The 14,135-nt window shown below is 71.8% G+C and carries 11 protein-coding genes and 2 rRNA genes; 4 read left to right on the top strand and 9 right to left on the bottom strand.

What is annotated here, in order from left to right:
* Positions 1-5: 5 nt before the first annotated feature.
* A complete protein-coding gene (locus tag AC07F3_RS00065; RefSeq protein ID WP_479108845.1) occupies positions 6-1,361 on the bottom strand; it encodes an MFS transporter in 1,356 nt (451 codons plus the stop codon).
* 81 nt (positions 1,362-1,442) lie between these two features.
* Here AC07F3_RS00065 and treY point away from each other — a divergent pair, with 81 nt between their 5' ends.
* On the top strand, positions 1,443-3,794 hold the full coding sequence (gene treY / locus AC07F3_RS00060; protein WP_479108843.1) for a malto-oligosyltrehalose synthase: 2,352 nt from the start codon (positions 1,443-1,445) through the stop codon (positions 3,792-3,794).
* On the opposite strand, the gene AC07F3_RS00055 is transcribed toward treY, so the two are convergent.
* The 3 genes from AC07F3_RS00055 to AC07F3_RS00045 form a co-directional block, all read right to left on the bottom strand.
* Positions 3,754-4,794: a cytochrome P450 gene (locus tag AC07F3_RS00055; protein ID WP_479108841.1), complete on the bottom strand. Its 1,041-nt coding sequence runs from the start codon at positions 4,792-4,794 to the stop codon at positions 3,754-3,756. The genes treY and AC07F3_RS00055 overlap by 41 nt on opposite strands.
* Positions 4,791-5,648: a LysR family transcriptional regulator substrate-binding protein gene (locus tag AC07F3_RS00050; RefSeq protein ID WP_479108840.1), complete on the bottom strand. Its 858-nt coding sequence runs from the start codon at positions 5,646-5,648 to the stop codon at positions 4,791-4,793. The genes AC07F3_RS00055 and AC07F3_RS00050 overlap by 4 nt, the downstream gene beginning before the upstream one ends.
* Positions 5,649-5,749: 101 nt before the next feature.
* The gene (locus AC07F3_RS00045) at positions 5,750-6,304 is read right to left on the bottom strand and encodes a DUF1707 and FHA domain-containing protein (protein WP_479108838.1); all 555 of its coding nucleotides are present in this window, start codon (positions 6,302-6,304) and stop codon (positions 5,750-5,752) included.
* Between the two features lie 190 nt (positions 6,305-6,494).
* Between AC07F3_RS00045 and AC07F3_RS00040 the strand changes: the two genes are divergently transcribed.
* Both AC07F3_RS00040 and treZ read left to right on the top strand, forming a co-directional pair.
* Complete coding sequence (locus AC07F3_RS00040; protein WP_479108837.1) at positions 6,495-7,448, top strand: N-acetyltransferase family protein; 954 nt, start codon at positions 6,495-6,497, stop codon at positions 7,446-7,448.
* 72 nt (positions 7,449-7,520) lie between these two features.
* Positions 7,521-9,260 (top strand): malto-oligosyltrehalose trehalohydrolase, encoded by a 1,740-nt coding sequence (gene treZ, locus AC07F3_RS00035; RefSeq protein WP_479108835.1) that lies wholly within the window; start codon positions 7,521-7,523, stop codon positions 9,258-9,260.
* A 36-nt stretch (positions 9,261-9,296) separates the two neighbouring features.
* On the opposite strand, the gene AC07F3_RS00030 is transcribed toward treZ, so the two are convergent.
* The 3 genes from AC07F3_RS00030 to AC07F3_RS00020 form a co-directional block, all read right to left on the bottom strand.
* On the bottom strand, positions 9,297-10,427 hold the full coding sequence (locus tag AC07F3_RS00030) for an aminopeptidase P family protein (RefSeq protein ID WP_479108833.1): 1,131 nt from the start codon (positions 10,425-10,427) through the stop codon (positions 9,297-9,299).
* 82 nt (positions 10,428-10,509) lie between these two features.
* Positions 10,510-11,463, bottom strand: a complete 954-nt coding sequence (locus AC07F3_RS00025) for a DUF1444 domain-containing protein (RefSeq protein WP_479108831.1) — start codon at positions 11,461-11,463, stop codon at positions 10,510-10,512.
* A gap of 41 nt (positions 11,464-11,504) precedes the next feature.
* Positions 11,505-12,137, bottom strand: a complete 633-nt coding sequence (locus AC07F3_RS00020; RefSeq protein ID WP_479108829.1) for a nucleoside/nucleotide kinase family protein — start codon at positions 12,135-12,137, stop codon at positions 11,505-11,507.
* Positions 12,138-12,195: 58 nt separating this feature from the next.
* Between AC07F3_RS00020 and AC07F3_RS00015 the strand changes: the two genes are divergently transcribed.
* Complete coding sequence (locus AC07F3_RS00015; protein ID WP_479108828.1) at positions 12,196-12,594, top strand: VOC family protein; 399 nt, start codon at positions 12,196-12,198, stop codon at positions 12,592-12,594.
* A gap of 179 nt (positions 12,595-12,773) precedes the next feature.
* On the opposite strand, the gene rrf is transcribed toward AC07F3_RS00015, so the two are convergent.
* Both rrf and AC07F3_RS00005 read right to left on the bottom strand, forming a co-directional pair.
* Positions 12,774-12,890, bottom strand: a 5S ribosomal RNA gene (gene rrf / locus AC07F3_RS00010).
* 72 nt (positions 12,891-12,962) lie between these two features.
* Positions 12,963-14,135 (bottom strand): 23S ribosomal RNA (locus AC07F3_RS00005); the annotation flags it as partial.

Here is a 14,135-nt window from a genome sequence, read left to right as displayed (position 1 = left end):
GACCTTCAGGGCCCCTCAACGGCTCTGACCTGTGCCGGAGTTCGATTGTCAGTGGGCTCCGGCACAGTGGGGCCATGAACGCGACCACCGTCCGGTCCGCTGTCGACCGGGGTTGCCGGGGCCGCCGCGACGCCGTGGGGAACGGCGTCGGCGGTGGCCGCCTGCGCCCGCCGTGCGCCGAGCCCGCGCACGGACCAGGAGAACACCGCGCACAACGCCCCGGCCCCCGCCATCACGGCGAACGCGGCGACCGCCCCGTGGTCCTGCGCGAGCCGTCCGGACAGCGCGAGCGCCAGCGCCTGACCGCCGACGACACCGCTGGTGAGAAAGGCCATCGACTCGGCGAGCCGGCCCACCGGCACCAGGCGCTCGGTCAGCCCGAACACCGTGATCAGGTGCGGCGCGTACGCCACGCCGAGAACGGTCACGGTCGCGTACAGACCCGTCAGCGTGTGCACGAACAGCAGCGGTACGCAGAGCACGACCAGCGCCGTGGTGGCGATCCGCCAGCGCACCGGCAGCGCGAGCCGCTCCGGCACCGCGACCATGGCGAGCCCGGCGGCCGCGCTCATCACCCCCATGGCGGCGTACACCAGTCCGGTCTGCGAAGGCCGGCCGAGCTCCTCGGTCAGCGCCGTGATGCCCGCCTGCGAGGCGCCGAACATCGCGCCCTGGAGCACCATCGTGGCCCGCAGGGCGTACACCGCTCCGGGCAGCCGGGTGCGCCCCGCACCGGACCGCCGGGCGGCGGTCACCTGACGGGCCGTCGGATGGAGCGCGAAGCCGGTGCCGCAGACGGCGAGCAGGGCCGCTGCCGTCAGGAGGGCGGCGGCCGGGTGGGCGAGCGTCGCCGCGAGGCCCACCAGGGCCGGGCCCAGGACGAACGACACCTCGTCCAGGGTGCCTTCGAAGGAGAGCGCGCCGGCCACGGTCCGCTCGTCGGCGCATGCCCGGTGCGCGAGCGCCACGGTCCGGCTCCGGGCGAGCGGGCCGATCTGCGGCACGCTCGCCCCGGCCAGGGCGCCGAGCAGGATCAGCTGGCCGGTCGCGAGACGGGAGAGCGCGGCCAGCACCAGTCCGGTCACGGCGACGGCATTGACGAGCGCCGCCGCGAGCACCACGGTGCGCTGCCCGTGGCGGTCGGCCGCGCGCCCCAGGAGCGGGCCCGCCACCGTCTGCCCGGCGGCGAGCGCGCCTCCGGCGAGCCCGGCGGTCGCCAGGCTGCCACTGGTCTCGGCGACCAGGAGCACACTGCCCAGCTGGCACATGGCGGTCGGCAGCCGTCCGAGGAAGGAGAGCACGGGCAGCAGGGGCCCCGTCAGGGCGAGCACCTTGCGGTAGGTCTGCGGGGATCCGGCCATCAGGCGAAGCTAACGCCGCCGACCGGGGCATACACAGGGACCGAAGGAACAGAAGCGGCCGGACGGGGTACGTACGTTCATATGACCCAGCCCACCGCGACTTACCGGCTCCAGCTCCAGCCCGGTTTCCCGTTCGCCGCCGCCGAGGAGGCGCTGCCCTACCTGGCGGAGCTCGGAGTCTCGCATCTGCACCTGTCGCCGGTCCTGGAGGCCGTGCCCGGCTCGACCCACGGATACGACGTCACCGACCACTCCACCGTACGCGAGGAGCTGGGCGGCGAGCCCGGCCTGCGCCAACTGGCGGCGCGGGCACGGCAGTTCGGGCTCGGTCTGATCCTGGATATCGTGCCGAACCACATGTCGGCCGCCGCCCGCCACAACCGTCAGCTGTGGGACGTGCTGCGCGCGGGCCCGGCCTCGCCGTACGCGTCGTGGTTCGACATCGACTGGGAGGCGGGCGACGGGCGGGTCCTGCTGCCGGTGCTCGCCGGGCCGCTGGGCGCGGAGCTGGACCGTCTGACGGTGGACGGCGGCGTACTGCGTTACGGCGAGCAGTGCTTCCCCCTGCGGGAGGGCACGGCGGGCCTGCCGCTGCCGGAACTGCTCGACGCCCAGTGGTACCGGCTCGGCTGGTGGCGGCTGGCCAGGACCGAGCTCAACTACCGACGCTTCTTCACCATCGCGGACCTGATCGGCATCCGGGTGGAGGACGAGGACGTCTTCGCCGCGACGCACGCCAAGATCCTGGAGCTGGTCCACGACGGCGTCGTGGACGGGCTGCGCGTCGATCATCCGGACGGCCTCGCGGACCCCGAGGCCTATCTGCACCGCCTGAACGAGGCGACGGGCGGCCGCTGGACGGTCGTCGAGAAGATCCTCACCGGCGACGAGCGGCTGCCCGCGGGCTGGGCGGTCGCCGGGACCACCGGATACGACGCGCTGCGGCACATCGACGGCCTGTTCGCCGACCCGGCCGGAGTGGCGGAACTCGCCGCCCAGTACCGCGAGTTCACCGGGGTGAGCGGCGACCGGGGCGGCCACTGGGCGCCGACGGTTCGCCGCGCGGCCTATCGGGTCCTGACGCACGAGCTGGCGGCCGAGACCGAGTACCTGGTGCGCCTGGCGGGGCGCGTCTGCGCGGCGGGCGAACCCGAGCTGCGCGATCACGCACCCTGGGCGCTGCGGCTCGCCCTGCGCGAGCTTCTCGTCCGCGTGCCGGTCTACCGCCCCTACCGCTTCGGCGCCGAGCTGGTGCTGCCCGCCTCGGCGGCGCTGGAGGCGAAGGCGGCGTTCCCGGTCGCGGAGGAGTCGGCGGCGGTGGACGTGGTGCGGGACCTGGCCCTCGGCCGGCTCGGCGAGGGCCCGGAGCGGGACCGGTTCCGTACCCGCTTCGCCCAGACGTCGTCGGCGCTGCACGCGAAGTCCGTCGAGGACACCGCCTTCTACCGGTACACGCCCCTGCTGTCGGTGAACGAGGTGGGCGGGGACCCGGGGCGGCCTTCGGTGGAGCCGGGCGAGTTCCACGCGTTCTGCTCCCGCCTCGCCCGCGACTGGCCGAGCACCGGCACGGTGCTGTCCACGCACGACACCAAGCGCAGCGCGGAGGTGCGGGCCCGCATCGCGGTGCTCTCCGAGTGCCCGGAGCGTTGGGCGGCCCTGCTCGAACGGGTGGCGGGGGCGCGGGCGCCCGACCCGCATCTCGCCTGGGTCGCGTGGCAGACGTCGGTCGGGCTCGGCGGCGCGGCGGAACCGGAGCGGCTCGGGGCGGCGCTGCTCAAGGCGGTGCGCGAGGCCGGTCTGCACACGGGCTGGACGGAACAGGACCCCGGCTACGAGAAGGCGGTGAGCGACTTCGTCGCGGCGGGCCCGGGCGGCCAACTGGCGCCCTTCGTCCAGGAGTTCGCCCGGCAGACGGAATCCGCCGCTCGCGCCAACCGCCTCGGCGCCGCGCTGCTGCATCTGACGATGCCGGGCGTGCCGGACCTCTACCAGGGCACGGAGGCCGAGTACGCGGCGCTGGTGGACCCGGACAACCGGCGCCCGGTGCGGTTCGACCGCGCCGCCCTCGCCGACCCCGGCGACAAGCTCCGGGTGACCTTGGCGGCAGTACGGCTACGGCGTGAACTTCCCGGGGTGTTCGGCGAGTCGGGAACCTACGCGGAGCTGACGGCCCGGGGGCCGCGCGCCGCGCACTGTGTGGTGTTCTGCCGCTCGGGCGAGGTGGTGACGGCCGTGACCCGGCTCTCGCTGCGCCTCGCGGAAGCGGGCGGCTGGGCGGGCACGCGACTGCCGCTGCCGGAGGGCCGCTGGGCCGATGTCCTGGAGCCCGGGCGGCAGTTCACCGGCGCGGTGGACCTGGCGGAACTGTTCACCCCCTTCCCCGTGGCGCTGCTCAGGAAGGCCGCACCAGGAGACGGCGCGGGGAGCGGGTGAGCAGGCCGCTCTCGGTCGGCTCGAAGGCGTCGGCCCTGCGCAGCCCGGGCATGGCGGTGAGCAGGGCGGTGACCGCGCACTCCGCGTGGAGTTCGGCGACCCGGGCGGCCGGGCAGTCGGCGGGGCCGAGGGCGAGGCCGCCGGGGGCGGTGCGGTGCAGGTCGAAGCGGTCGGGGTCGGGGAAGCGGTCGGGGTCACGGTTCGCGGCCCCGACGAGCAGGGCGACCGCGGCCCCGGCCGGGACGGTGCCGCCGGACATCGCAAGGTCGCCGACGGCCCGGCGGAGCACCACGTGGACGGGCGGGTTGCGCCGCAGCGCCTCGTCCCACGCCTGCCCGATCAGCGCCGGGACCGCTCGCACCAGCTCCAACTGCTCCGGATGGTCAAGGAGGTTGGCCATGAGTGAGGCGAGGGCCTGGCCGGTGAGCGCCGCCTGGTCCGCGCAGCGCGCCGCGAGCAGCGCCACCCCGGTGCCGCCCCGGCGGCGGCCCAGGTCGGTGGCGGCAGGGGCCTCCGCGCGGCTGCGGTCGGGGGCCGAACCGGTGCGGCCCATCACGGCGGCGTAGGAGAGTCCGGTCGCGGCGGCGATCGTTCCGGTCGGGAGCCAGCGGCAGAACTCCTCGACCAGGTCGGCCTCCTGGCGTCCAGCGAGCCGACGGGCCAGCACGTACGCGGTGCGTGCGCACACCTCGCGCAGCAGCGCGAAGGCGCTCTCGGGCGCCGCGTACTCCTGGGCGCAGCGCACGGTGCCCGGTCCGCAGCAGGGCCCGTGGCGGGGCCCGACGAGGCCGGGGTCGACGAACGCGGGGGCGACATCCGCGTACCGGCTGACCAGCCAGGCCTCCAGCCTGTCGTCCCACAGCAGCGGGTGGTCCTCGCGCAGGGTCCGGTAGAAGGCGTACGGATCGCGGCGGGACGCGGGGGCGAGCAGCGAGAGGGTGCTGGGCGCGGCGGCGAGGGCCGGGGCCGGTGCCGCCTCGGGCGGCTCGACGGTCGTCATGCGCGCCTCCCCGTTCGGCGCCCGGCGGGGCGCGGTCGGGCGGCTTCGAGCGGTCCCGCCCGGGCGCCGCCGGGCCCGGTGACTGCTCTCAGCGGACCACCTCCGCCGGGCCGTCGCGATCGGCGTTCGGCCGTACGGGTGAGAGCTCGGCGCCGCCGTACGGCGCTGAGCTGCGCAGCGGCTCGGTGAAGGAGGCCGCGGCGCGGACCGGCTCGCCACGAGAACACGGTCAGAGGACGCGTCCAGGAGGGTTCGACGCGGAGCAGCACACGGTCCTCGCCCAGTGCGCCGCGCACCACGTGGGCCGGGACGGCGACCAGACCTCCCCCGGCCGCGGCCATCCGTACCGCCGTCGAGGTGTGCTCTGTGCGCACGACGGCGCGCGGGGCGAAGCCCACCCGTTCGCAGACCAGGTCGAGGAAGGGCCGACCGTTGACGACGGGCTCCGTCGCGCACCGCACCCGGTCGTGGTCGGCGAGCTCTTCGAGCCGGACGGACGAGCGGCCCGCGAGCGGATCGTCGAAGGCGGCGACGAGGGCGACCTCCTCCTCGCTGACGGGGACGACGGGGCCCTCCCAGCGCTGCGGAGGGGGCCCGACGCCGAGGTCGTCGGCGCTCCGTGCGAGCGTCTCGGTGGTGGCGTCCTCATGAAGGATCAGCCGCACGCCGGGGTGGGTGCGGCGCCGGCGGGCGAAGGCGTCGGGCAGCACGCCGACGGCGATCGCGTGCACGGAGGCGATGTGCGGTTCGCCGCCCTCGGCACCGGCCGCCGCGCGGACCGCGCGCTGGGCCTGGAGCGCGCTCGCGGCGAGTTCGGCCAGGCGCGGCAGATCGGCGGGGCGGGCGTTCCGCACCGAGGCTGATCGTTCATGCCGCCCTGATGCGACACCCCACTGACAACGCCCCGAGGCATCAGCGTGCACCCTGGTCCGCGGGGTTACGGGAGCGGAACGGCTCAGTGGGTGGCGAGCCGGAAGGCCATCCGGCCGAAGCTGACCTGATCGCCGTCGGCCACGGCCACGGCTCCCGTCACCCGACGCCCGTTCACACACGTCCCGTTGGTCGAGCCGAGGTCGCGCAACTGCCACATCCCGGCCTGGAAGACGAGCTCGGCGTGCACCCGCGACACCGTCTCGTGGCTCAGCCGGAGCCCGTTGGCCGGGTCACGGCCTATCCGCAGCGGATACGGTCCCGGCGCGGGGAAGAGGAGCTTCGGCAGCCGCTCGCCCTGCCAGGCCCTGCGCAGCGAGACGGAGAACTCCGAGACCCGGCTGACCGCCCCGAACACCGCCTTCGACCAGCGGCCGCCGCTCTCCAAGTCCGCGGTGAGGGCGACCAGTTCGTCGGACCGGCGGGCGGCCAGGGCCAGCTCCATCCGGCGCAGGAACGTGTCGTGCGACAACTTGCCCTCGGCGGCGCCCTCGCGCAGCACCTCCAGCACCCGGTCGCGCTCCGCGTCGGAGAGCCGGGCGGGTGCCGAGGAGGTCTGGAACTCGAAGGAGGGCGTCACATCAGCGATTGTCCTTCGCCGGGGCCGGACGTGTCCAGCAGCGGGCCGCCCTCGTCCGCGAGCCCGCCCCCACGTCCGCCCGGGCGCTGACCTGCGGCGCAGCCAGGCCCGGTCTCGACAATTCCCTTGCCCCTCGCACCTCGTGCCCTGTTAGGGTCTGCCGACTTCGTAAACCTCTGAGGGGACACTCTTGACGACTTCCGCGTCGGACGTGACCATTCGTCCGCTCGCCGGGCCCGACGAACTCGGGCTCTTCCAGCAGCTTTCCTACGTTCTCGACCACGAACTCGAGGACGATCTGACCACCGGCCGCCGCATCCCGGCCTGGATGTGGGTGGCGGTGCGCGACGGCCGGGTGCTGGCCCGCATCGCGTGGTGGACCGGGAAGAGCGGCGAGCCGCCGCTCAGTCTCGACTTCTTCGACGTCGACGACGCCCTGCCCGCGGCGGAGCGCCACGAGATCGGCCTGCGGCTCCTGGAGACCGCCACCGCCGAGGTCGTGCCCGCGGGCGCGGACCGCCCCGAGTACGGCCGCTTCGTGCCCGGCGACTGGCGCGAGGACGCCGCCGCCCGCGAGGTCGTCGAGACCAGGCTGAACATCCTCACCGCCTCCGGCGCGACCCCGCTCGTCGAGCGGCTGCGCCTGGAGTGGCGTCCGGGCACCCCGGTCCCCGAGCCCTCCACGAGGCTGTCGTTCCGGCCGGCCACCGACCGCGAGGAACTCATCGCTCTGATGACGCTCGCCGTGGAGAACTCGCTGGACGAGCACACCCGCGAGGAACTGCTCACCATGACCCCGCGCGAAAGCGCGGAGCTCATGTACGAGGAGGAGTTCGAGGCTTTCAGGTCGCCGCGCACGTGGTGGCGGATCGCCGAGCTCACGGACGGCGGCGGGCCCGTCGGCTTCGTGATCCCGGCCCGCAACAACTACAACCCCATCATCGCCTACATCGGGGTGCTGCCCGCCCACCGCGGCCACGGCTACATCGACGACCTGCTCGCCGAGGGGACGCGCGTCCTGGCCGCGCAGGACGTGCCCCGCATCCGCGCCGCCACGGACCTGCCGAACGTCCCCATGGCCAACGCGTTCGCCCGCGCGGGCTACGTCACCTTCGAGCGCGCGATCAACATGGTCTGGAAGTAGTCCCGAATTGCGGGCGTGTCCCCCTCCCGTGTCGCACCATGGTCGCAACCGGCTACGACAGGGGGACCGCCAGTGCTGTTCGAAGTGTGGGCGCCGAACGCCGACCGGACCGCCCTTCTCCTGGAGGGCGCGACCCATCCCATGAGCCGCCATCCCGTGCGCGCGGGCTGGTGGCTGGCCGAGGCCGAAGGGCATCCCGGCGACCGCTACGGATACGTACTGGACGACGGGCCGGTGCGGCCCGACCCGAGGTCGCGCCGCCAGCCCGACGGGCCGGACGGCCTCAGCGCGGTCGTCGTCCACGACACCTTCACCTGGCAGCACCCCTGGGCAGGCCGCCCCCTCCAGCGGGCCGTCCTGTACGAGCTGCACGTGGGCACCTTCACACCCGAGGGCACCCTGGACGCGGCCGTCCAACGGCTGCCCCATCTGGCCGAGTTGGGGATCACGCACATCGAGCTCATGCCGCTGTGCCCGTTCCCGGGACGCCACGGCTGGGGGTACGAGGGGGTCTCCCTGTGGGCCGTGCACGAGCCCTACGGCGGGCCAGACGCGCTGAAGCGGTTCGTCGACGCGGCGCACGCCCAGGGGCTCGGCGTGGTCCTGGACGTGGTGCACAACCACCTCGGCCCGTCCGGCAACCACCTGCCCGCCTTCGGGCCGTACTTCACGGACACCCACCACACGCCCTGGGGCTCGGCCGTCAACCTGGACGCCGCCGGCTCCGACGAGGTGCGCGCCTACCTGCTGGAGAGCGCGCTGGCCTGGCTGCGCGACTACCGCCTGGACGGGCTGCGGCTGGACGCGGTGCACGCGCTGGCCGACACCCGCGCGTTCACCTTCCTGGAAGAGCTCTCCACGGCGGTCGACGTGCTCGCCGCCGAACTGGGCCGGCCGCTCTTCCTCGTCGCCGAGTCCGACACCTGCGACCCGCGCACCACCACCCCGCGCGGCGAGGGCGGCCTCGGCCTGCACGCCCAGTGGAACGACGACTTCCACCACGCCTTGCACACCGCCCTGACCGGCGAATCCCAGGGCTACTACGCCGACTTCGCACGCGCCCCGCTCTCCGCCCTCGCCAAGACCCTGACCAGGGTGTTCTTCCACGACGGTACGTATTCGAGCTTCCGCGGCCGCGTGCACGGGCGCCCCGTCGACCGCGCCCGCACCCCCGCCCACCGCTTCCTCGGCTATGCGCAGACCCACGACCAGATCGGCAACCGGGCCCAGGGCGACCGCCTCTCGGCCTCCGTGTCGCCCGGCCTCCTGGCCTGCGCGGCGACGCTGACGCTGACCGGACCGTTCCCGCCGATGCTCTTCATGGGCGAGGAGTGGGGCGCGCGCACCCCCTGGCAGTTCTTCACCGACCACACCGACCCCGACCTAGCGCAGGCCGTACGGGAGGGCAGGCGCCGGGAGTTCACGTCCCACGGCTGGGCCGCCGAGGACATCCCCGACCCCCAGGACCCGGCGACACGGCAGCGCTCGTGCCTGGACTGGACGGAGCCCGCGGGCGAGCCGCACGCCCGGCTGCTCGCCTGGTACCGCGAGCTCATCGCCCTGCGGCACGCCCGGCCCGATCTGACCGACCCCGACCTGGCGGCCGTCAAGGTGGCGTACGACGAGGAGGCACGCTGGCTGACCTACCGGCGCGGCGACCTGCGGATCGTGGTCAACCTCTCCAAGGAGCCGGTCAGGATCGGTCTCGGGGGCGGCGGCCGGGTCCTCGCGGCCTGGGAGCCGGTCGGAGCGCCCGGCGCGGACGGGGTGCTGCTGATGCCGCCGGAGTCGTGCGCGGTCCTCGCCCGCTGAAGCCGGCTCGCCCAACGCCCTTGCCAGCGGCGGTGGTTATTCGACGATGGCCATGGCGCGGTCGGTGTTGTTCAAACGCCGACCGCCGTCATCCGTCACGGTGACGATGTCCTCGATCCGGACGCCGAACCGGCCGGGCAGATAGATGCCCGGCTCGATGGAGAAGCACATCCCGGGCACGAGCGGCCGCTCCTCGCCCTCGATCATGTACGGCGGCTCGTGCGTGGTCACGCCGATGCCGTGGCCGGTGCGGTGGATGAAGTACTCGCCGTATCCGGCGTCCGCGATGACCGCGCGGGCCGCACGGTCGATGTCCTGGCAGGCGACGCCGGGCCGGACCGCGTCGAAGCCCGCCTGCTGCGCCGCGCGCACCACGTCGTGGACGCGCCGCTCCTCGTCGCTGGGCTCGCCGACGTGGACGGTGCGGGTCGTGTCGGAGCCGTAGCCGTGCTTGAGGCCGCCGAAGTCGAGGACGACCATGTCGCCCTGCTCGATCGTGCGGTCACCGGCCTCGTGGTGCGGGTTGGCCCCGTTGGGCCCGGAGCCGACGACGGTGAAGTCCACCTGTGCGTGACCGTACTTCAGCAGGAGTGCGGCCAGATCGGCGGCCACCTCCGTCTCCTTGCGGCCCGCGAAACGTACCTTCACGATCTCGCCGTACGCCTCGTCCGCCGCCGCGCCCGCCGCCTCCAGGCGGGCCAGCTCGTGCTCGTCCTTGACGGCCCGCAGCATGGGCAGCGCCTCGGTCAGCGAGACGTACGACGTGCCGGGCAACTCCTTCTGCAGGCCCAGCAGATGCATCGCCCACGCGTTGTCGCTGACTCCGAAACGCCCGTCGACATCGAGGAGCGGGGCCGTCACGGTGTACGGGTCCTTGCCGTCGGTCCAGTCCCGCAGGGTCAGCGCGGCGGCTCCGGCGGCGTGCGCGGCGTCGGGCGCCTCCAGGGTCGGCACGACGAGGACCGGGTCCTGACCGGCCGCCAGCACCAGGACGGTGAGCCGCTCGGTGATCGCGGTCGGCTGGTAGCCGGTGAGGTAGACCAGATCGGGGCCGGGCGCGACGAGCACACCGGAGAGTCCAGCGTCTGCGGCGGACTCGGCGGCGCGGGCCATCCGGGCCCGGTAGTCGTCGGCGGTGAAGGGCGCGGGGGCGGGCGTCGTAGGCATGGCCTCATCCTGCCCGCACGCCCCGGCGCACGCGAGGGGAATGAACGCGCTGCCGCCCGTCCCCGCGATCCCCTTCAGCCGGTCACAGTCCCTCCGTCTCCTCGTCGACGAGGCGCTCGAGCAGTTCGCCGAACTCCTCGCCCACCACGATGCGCAGCCCGTCGCCGTCCCGGTCGCTGAGCTGGGTGAGCATGCCGCCGCGCCACCAGTAGACGTACGGGCTGATCGACCCGGGAGTGTCCTCGTATCCCGAGGCCGCGAACGAGGCCATGGCGTTGAGGGCGAGGACCATGCCGGAATCGCGGATGACGTGGAAGGCGAGCTGGTGGCGGAAAGGCATCGCCACCAGGGCCCCCTCCGGCGGGAGCTCGCGCCCGGTGACCTGACGCACGACGGCTTCCAGGGCGAGCACGCGACTGGCCGTGTAGAAGGAGTCTCCGACGACGAGGTCGAAGCGCATCCCGTCGTCGCCCTTGACCGTCTCATGCGCCTCGACGGGCAGCTCCCGCAGATTGCGCAGGGCCTGCTCACGCAGGTCAGGCACCTTGCCGAGCGGTTCCAGAGCCTCGTCGGTGAGCATCATGACGCTCTCCGGGAGGTCGAGCGCGAGGATCTCGTAGAGGCCGGGCGCGACGCTGCGGGCATAGCCGAAGCTCTGTGCGTCGAGCCCGTCTCCGCTGATCACCCGGGGATAGAGCTGGGCCCGGATCTGTTCGGGCGCCATGGTTTCGAGCGCGGAAGGCGCGTCCATGGTGCGCAGCACCATGCCGACGTGCTTGCGGATCAGTTCCGGCCACACACGCGGGCCGCGCGGTTCGTTGTGGCAGACCGCCGCGAGATTGCCAAGACCGAACTGGCGGCCGGCGCTGTCCTTGACCATGTCCGCGTAGACGGTGACCTCCAGACCCAGCTCGGCGAACGCCTCCCGGACCACGGCACGGAAACGGGCGCCCTCGTCGTTCGAGAAGAAGCCGAACTCGGGGTCCCTGGGAACGTCACTCGCGTCCCGCTTGGGCCCTCGTCGGAATATCCCCACGTCTGCTGCCTTCCCCTCGCACGGTCGCCAGAGCTGCGAGCCTACCCAGTGAGCGGGTCCGTGATGACAAGATCCGCCCGCGCGCGCCCCTCGGCCACGAGACGTGCGTTGACCTCGTCGGACTCGCTGACCCACCGCTCCGCGCGAGGCCGGGGTCTGCCGTGCCGCACATGCCGCTCGACGAGTCTGCGCACCCGCTCGCCGTCGTCGAGATGGAGGTACCAGATCTCGTCGACGAGATCCCTGACCTTCGCCCAGGGCCCCTCGTCGTGCAGCAGGTAATTGCCCTCGGTCACGACGAGCGGCACCTCCGCCGCCACCGGAATGCTTCCGGCCAGCGCCTCTTCCAACGACCGGTCGAAGTCCGGCGCGTAGACCACCGTGCCGGGTTCCGGTGTACGCAGCCGGGCGAGCAGCGCGGCGTATCCCGCCGCGTCGAACGTGTCGGGCGCCCCCTTGCGTTCGGTACGTCCGAGACGGCGCAGCTCGCGGTTGGCCAGGTGGAATCCGTCCATCGGCACGAGGACGGCCTCTCCGCCGAGCCGCTCCACCACCTCCCCGGCCAGCGTGGACTTTCCGGCGCCGGGCGGCCCGGCGATGCCGAGGATGCGGCGACGGCCGGGAACGACGAGCCCGCGGGCCCGCCCGACCAGTCGCTCAAGGTCGAGTTCCATCCCCGCATTGTTCCATCGCCTCCCGGCTGACCCACGTAGTACGTATAACCTTGGCGGCATGCCGCACATCGCACTGATCACGCTCGTCGTCCGCGACTACGACGAGGCCATCGATTTCTACACCCGGGCCCTGGGCTTCGAACTGATCGAGGACACCGACCGCGGGGACGGCTCGCGCTGGGTGGTGGTCCGCCCGCCCGGTACCGGCGTCGGCGCGGCCTCACTGCTCCTGGCCCGCGCGAAGGACGAGACCCAGCGGGCGAGCGTGGGCGCCCAGACCGGCGGCCGGGTCGGCTTCTTCCTCCACACCGAGGACTTCGGGGGCGACCACGCCCGCATGCTGGCGGCCGGGGTGCGCTTCCTGGAGGAGCCCCGGCACGAGCCGTACGGTTCGGTCGCGGTGTTCGAGGACCTCTACGGAAACCGCTGGGACCTGCTGGAGCCGGCGGCGGGGTAGAGCCGCTGCGGTCCGCCTGCCCGGTCAGGGCTTCTTGCGCGGCCCGGGCCCGGCGGCACGAGGTGCCCTGCCGGGCCCGCCGCTTATCGACGTCCCGGCTCATGCCGCAGAACGCGAAAAAGCCCCGCACCATGGACCCGTATTCCTACGGGTCTGGTGCGGGGCTTTCCCCACAATTTGTTCGGCGGCGTCCTACTCTCCCACAGGGTCCCCCCTGCAGTACCATCGGCGCTGAAAGGCTTAGCTTCCGGGTTCGGAATGTAACCGGGCGTTTCCCTAACGCTATGACCACCGAAACACTATGAAGTTGAACTCAACCGGCATGGGAGTTCATTGCTTCAGAACAAACACAGTGGACGCGAGCAACTGAGGACAAGCCCTCGGCCTATTAGTACCAGTCAGCTCCACCCGTTACCGGGCTTCCACATCTGGCCTATCAACCCAGTCGTCTACTGGGAGCCTTACCCTCTCAAGGAGGTGGGAACACTCATCTCGAAGCAGGCTTCCCGCTTAGATGCTTTCAGCGGTTATCCTTTCCGAACGTAGCCAACCAGCCATGCCCTTGGCAGAACAACTGGCACACCAGAGGTTCGTCCGTCCCGGTCCTCTCGTACTAGGGACAGCCCTTCTCAATGTTCCTGCGCGCGCAGCGGATAGGGACCGAACTGTCTCACGACGTTCTAAACCCAGCTCGCGTACCGCTTTAATGGGCGAACAGCCCAACCCTTGGGACCGACTCCAGCCCCAGGATGCGACGAGCCGACATCGAGGTGCCAAACCATCCCGTCGATATGGACTCTTGGGGAAGATCAGCCTGTTATCCCCGGGGTACCTTTTATCCGTTGAGCGACGGCGCTTCCACAAGCCACCGCCGGATCACTAGTCCCGACTTTCGTCCCTGCTCGACCCGTCGGTCTCACAGTCAAGCTCCCTTGTGCACTTACACTCAACACCTGATTGCCAACCAGGCTGAGGGAACCTTTGGGCGCCTCCGTTACTCTTTAGGAGGCAACCGCCCCAGTTAAACTACCCATCAGACACTGTCCCTGATCCGGATCACGGACCGAGGTTAGACATCCAGCACGACCAGAGTGGTATTTCAACGACGACTCCACAACCACTGGCGTGGCCGCTTCACAGTCTCCCACCTATCCTACACAAGCCGAACCGAACACCAATATCAAACTGTAGTAAAGGTCCCGGGGTCTTTCCGTCCTGCTGCGCGAAACGAGCATCTTTACTCGTAGTGCAATTTCACCGGGCCTATGGTTGAGACAGTCGAGAAGTCGTTACGCCATTCGTGCAGGTCGGAACTTACCCGACAAGGAATTTCGCTACCTTAGGATGGTTATAGTTACCACCGCCGTTTACTGGCGCTTAAGTTCTCAGCTTCGCCACACCGAAATGTGACTAACCGGTCCCCTTAACGTTCCAGCACCGGGCAGGCGTCAGTCCGTATACATCGCCTTACGGCTTCGCACGGACCTGTGTTTTTAGTAAACAGTCGCTTCTCGCTGGTCTCTGCGGCCACCCCCAGCTCA

Source organism: Streptomyces sp. NPDC045846 (assembly GCF_056431605.1).
Note: the sequence above shows the minus strand (reverse complement) of the source record. Positions and strands in the feature narration are given on the sequence as shown.

What these genes read in the sequence shown, in the direction of transcription:
- AC07F3_RS00065 (WP_479108845.1), bottom strand. Translation starts at nt 1,361, where the DNA reads ATGGCCGGATCCCCGCAGACCTACCGCAAGGTGCTCGCCCTGACGGGG.
- treY (WP_479108843.1), top strand. Translation starts at nt 1,443, where the DNA reads ATGACCCAGCCCACCGCGACTTACCGGCTCCAGCTCCAGCCCGGTTTC.
- AC07F3_RS00055 (WP_479108841.1), bottom strand. Translation starts at nt 4,794, where the DNA reads ATGACGACCGTCGAGCCGCCCGAGGCGGCACCGGCCCCGGCCCTCGCC.
- AC07F3_RS00030 (WP_479108833.1), bottom strand. Translation starts at nt 10,427, where the DNA reads ATGCCTACGACGCCCGCCCCCGCGCCCTTCACCGCCGACGACTACCGG.
- AC07F3_RS00020 (WP_479108829.1), bottom strand. Translation starts at nt 12,137, where the DNA reads ATGGAACTCGACCTTGAGCGACTGGTCGGGCGGGCCCGCGGGCTCGTC.
- AC07F3_RS00015 (WP_479108828.1), top strand. Translation starts at nt 12,196, where the DNA reads ATGCCGCACATCGCACTGATCACGCTCGTCGTCCGCGACTACGACGAG.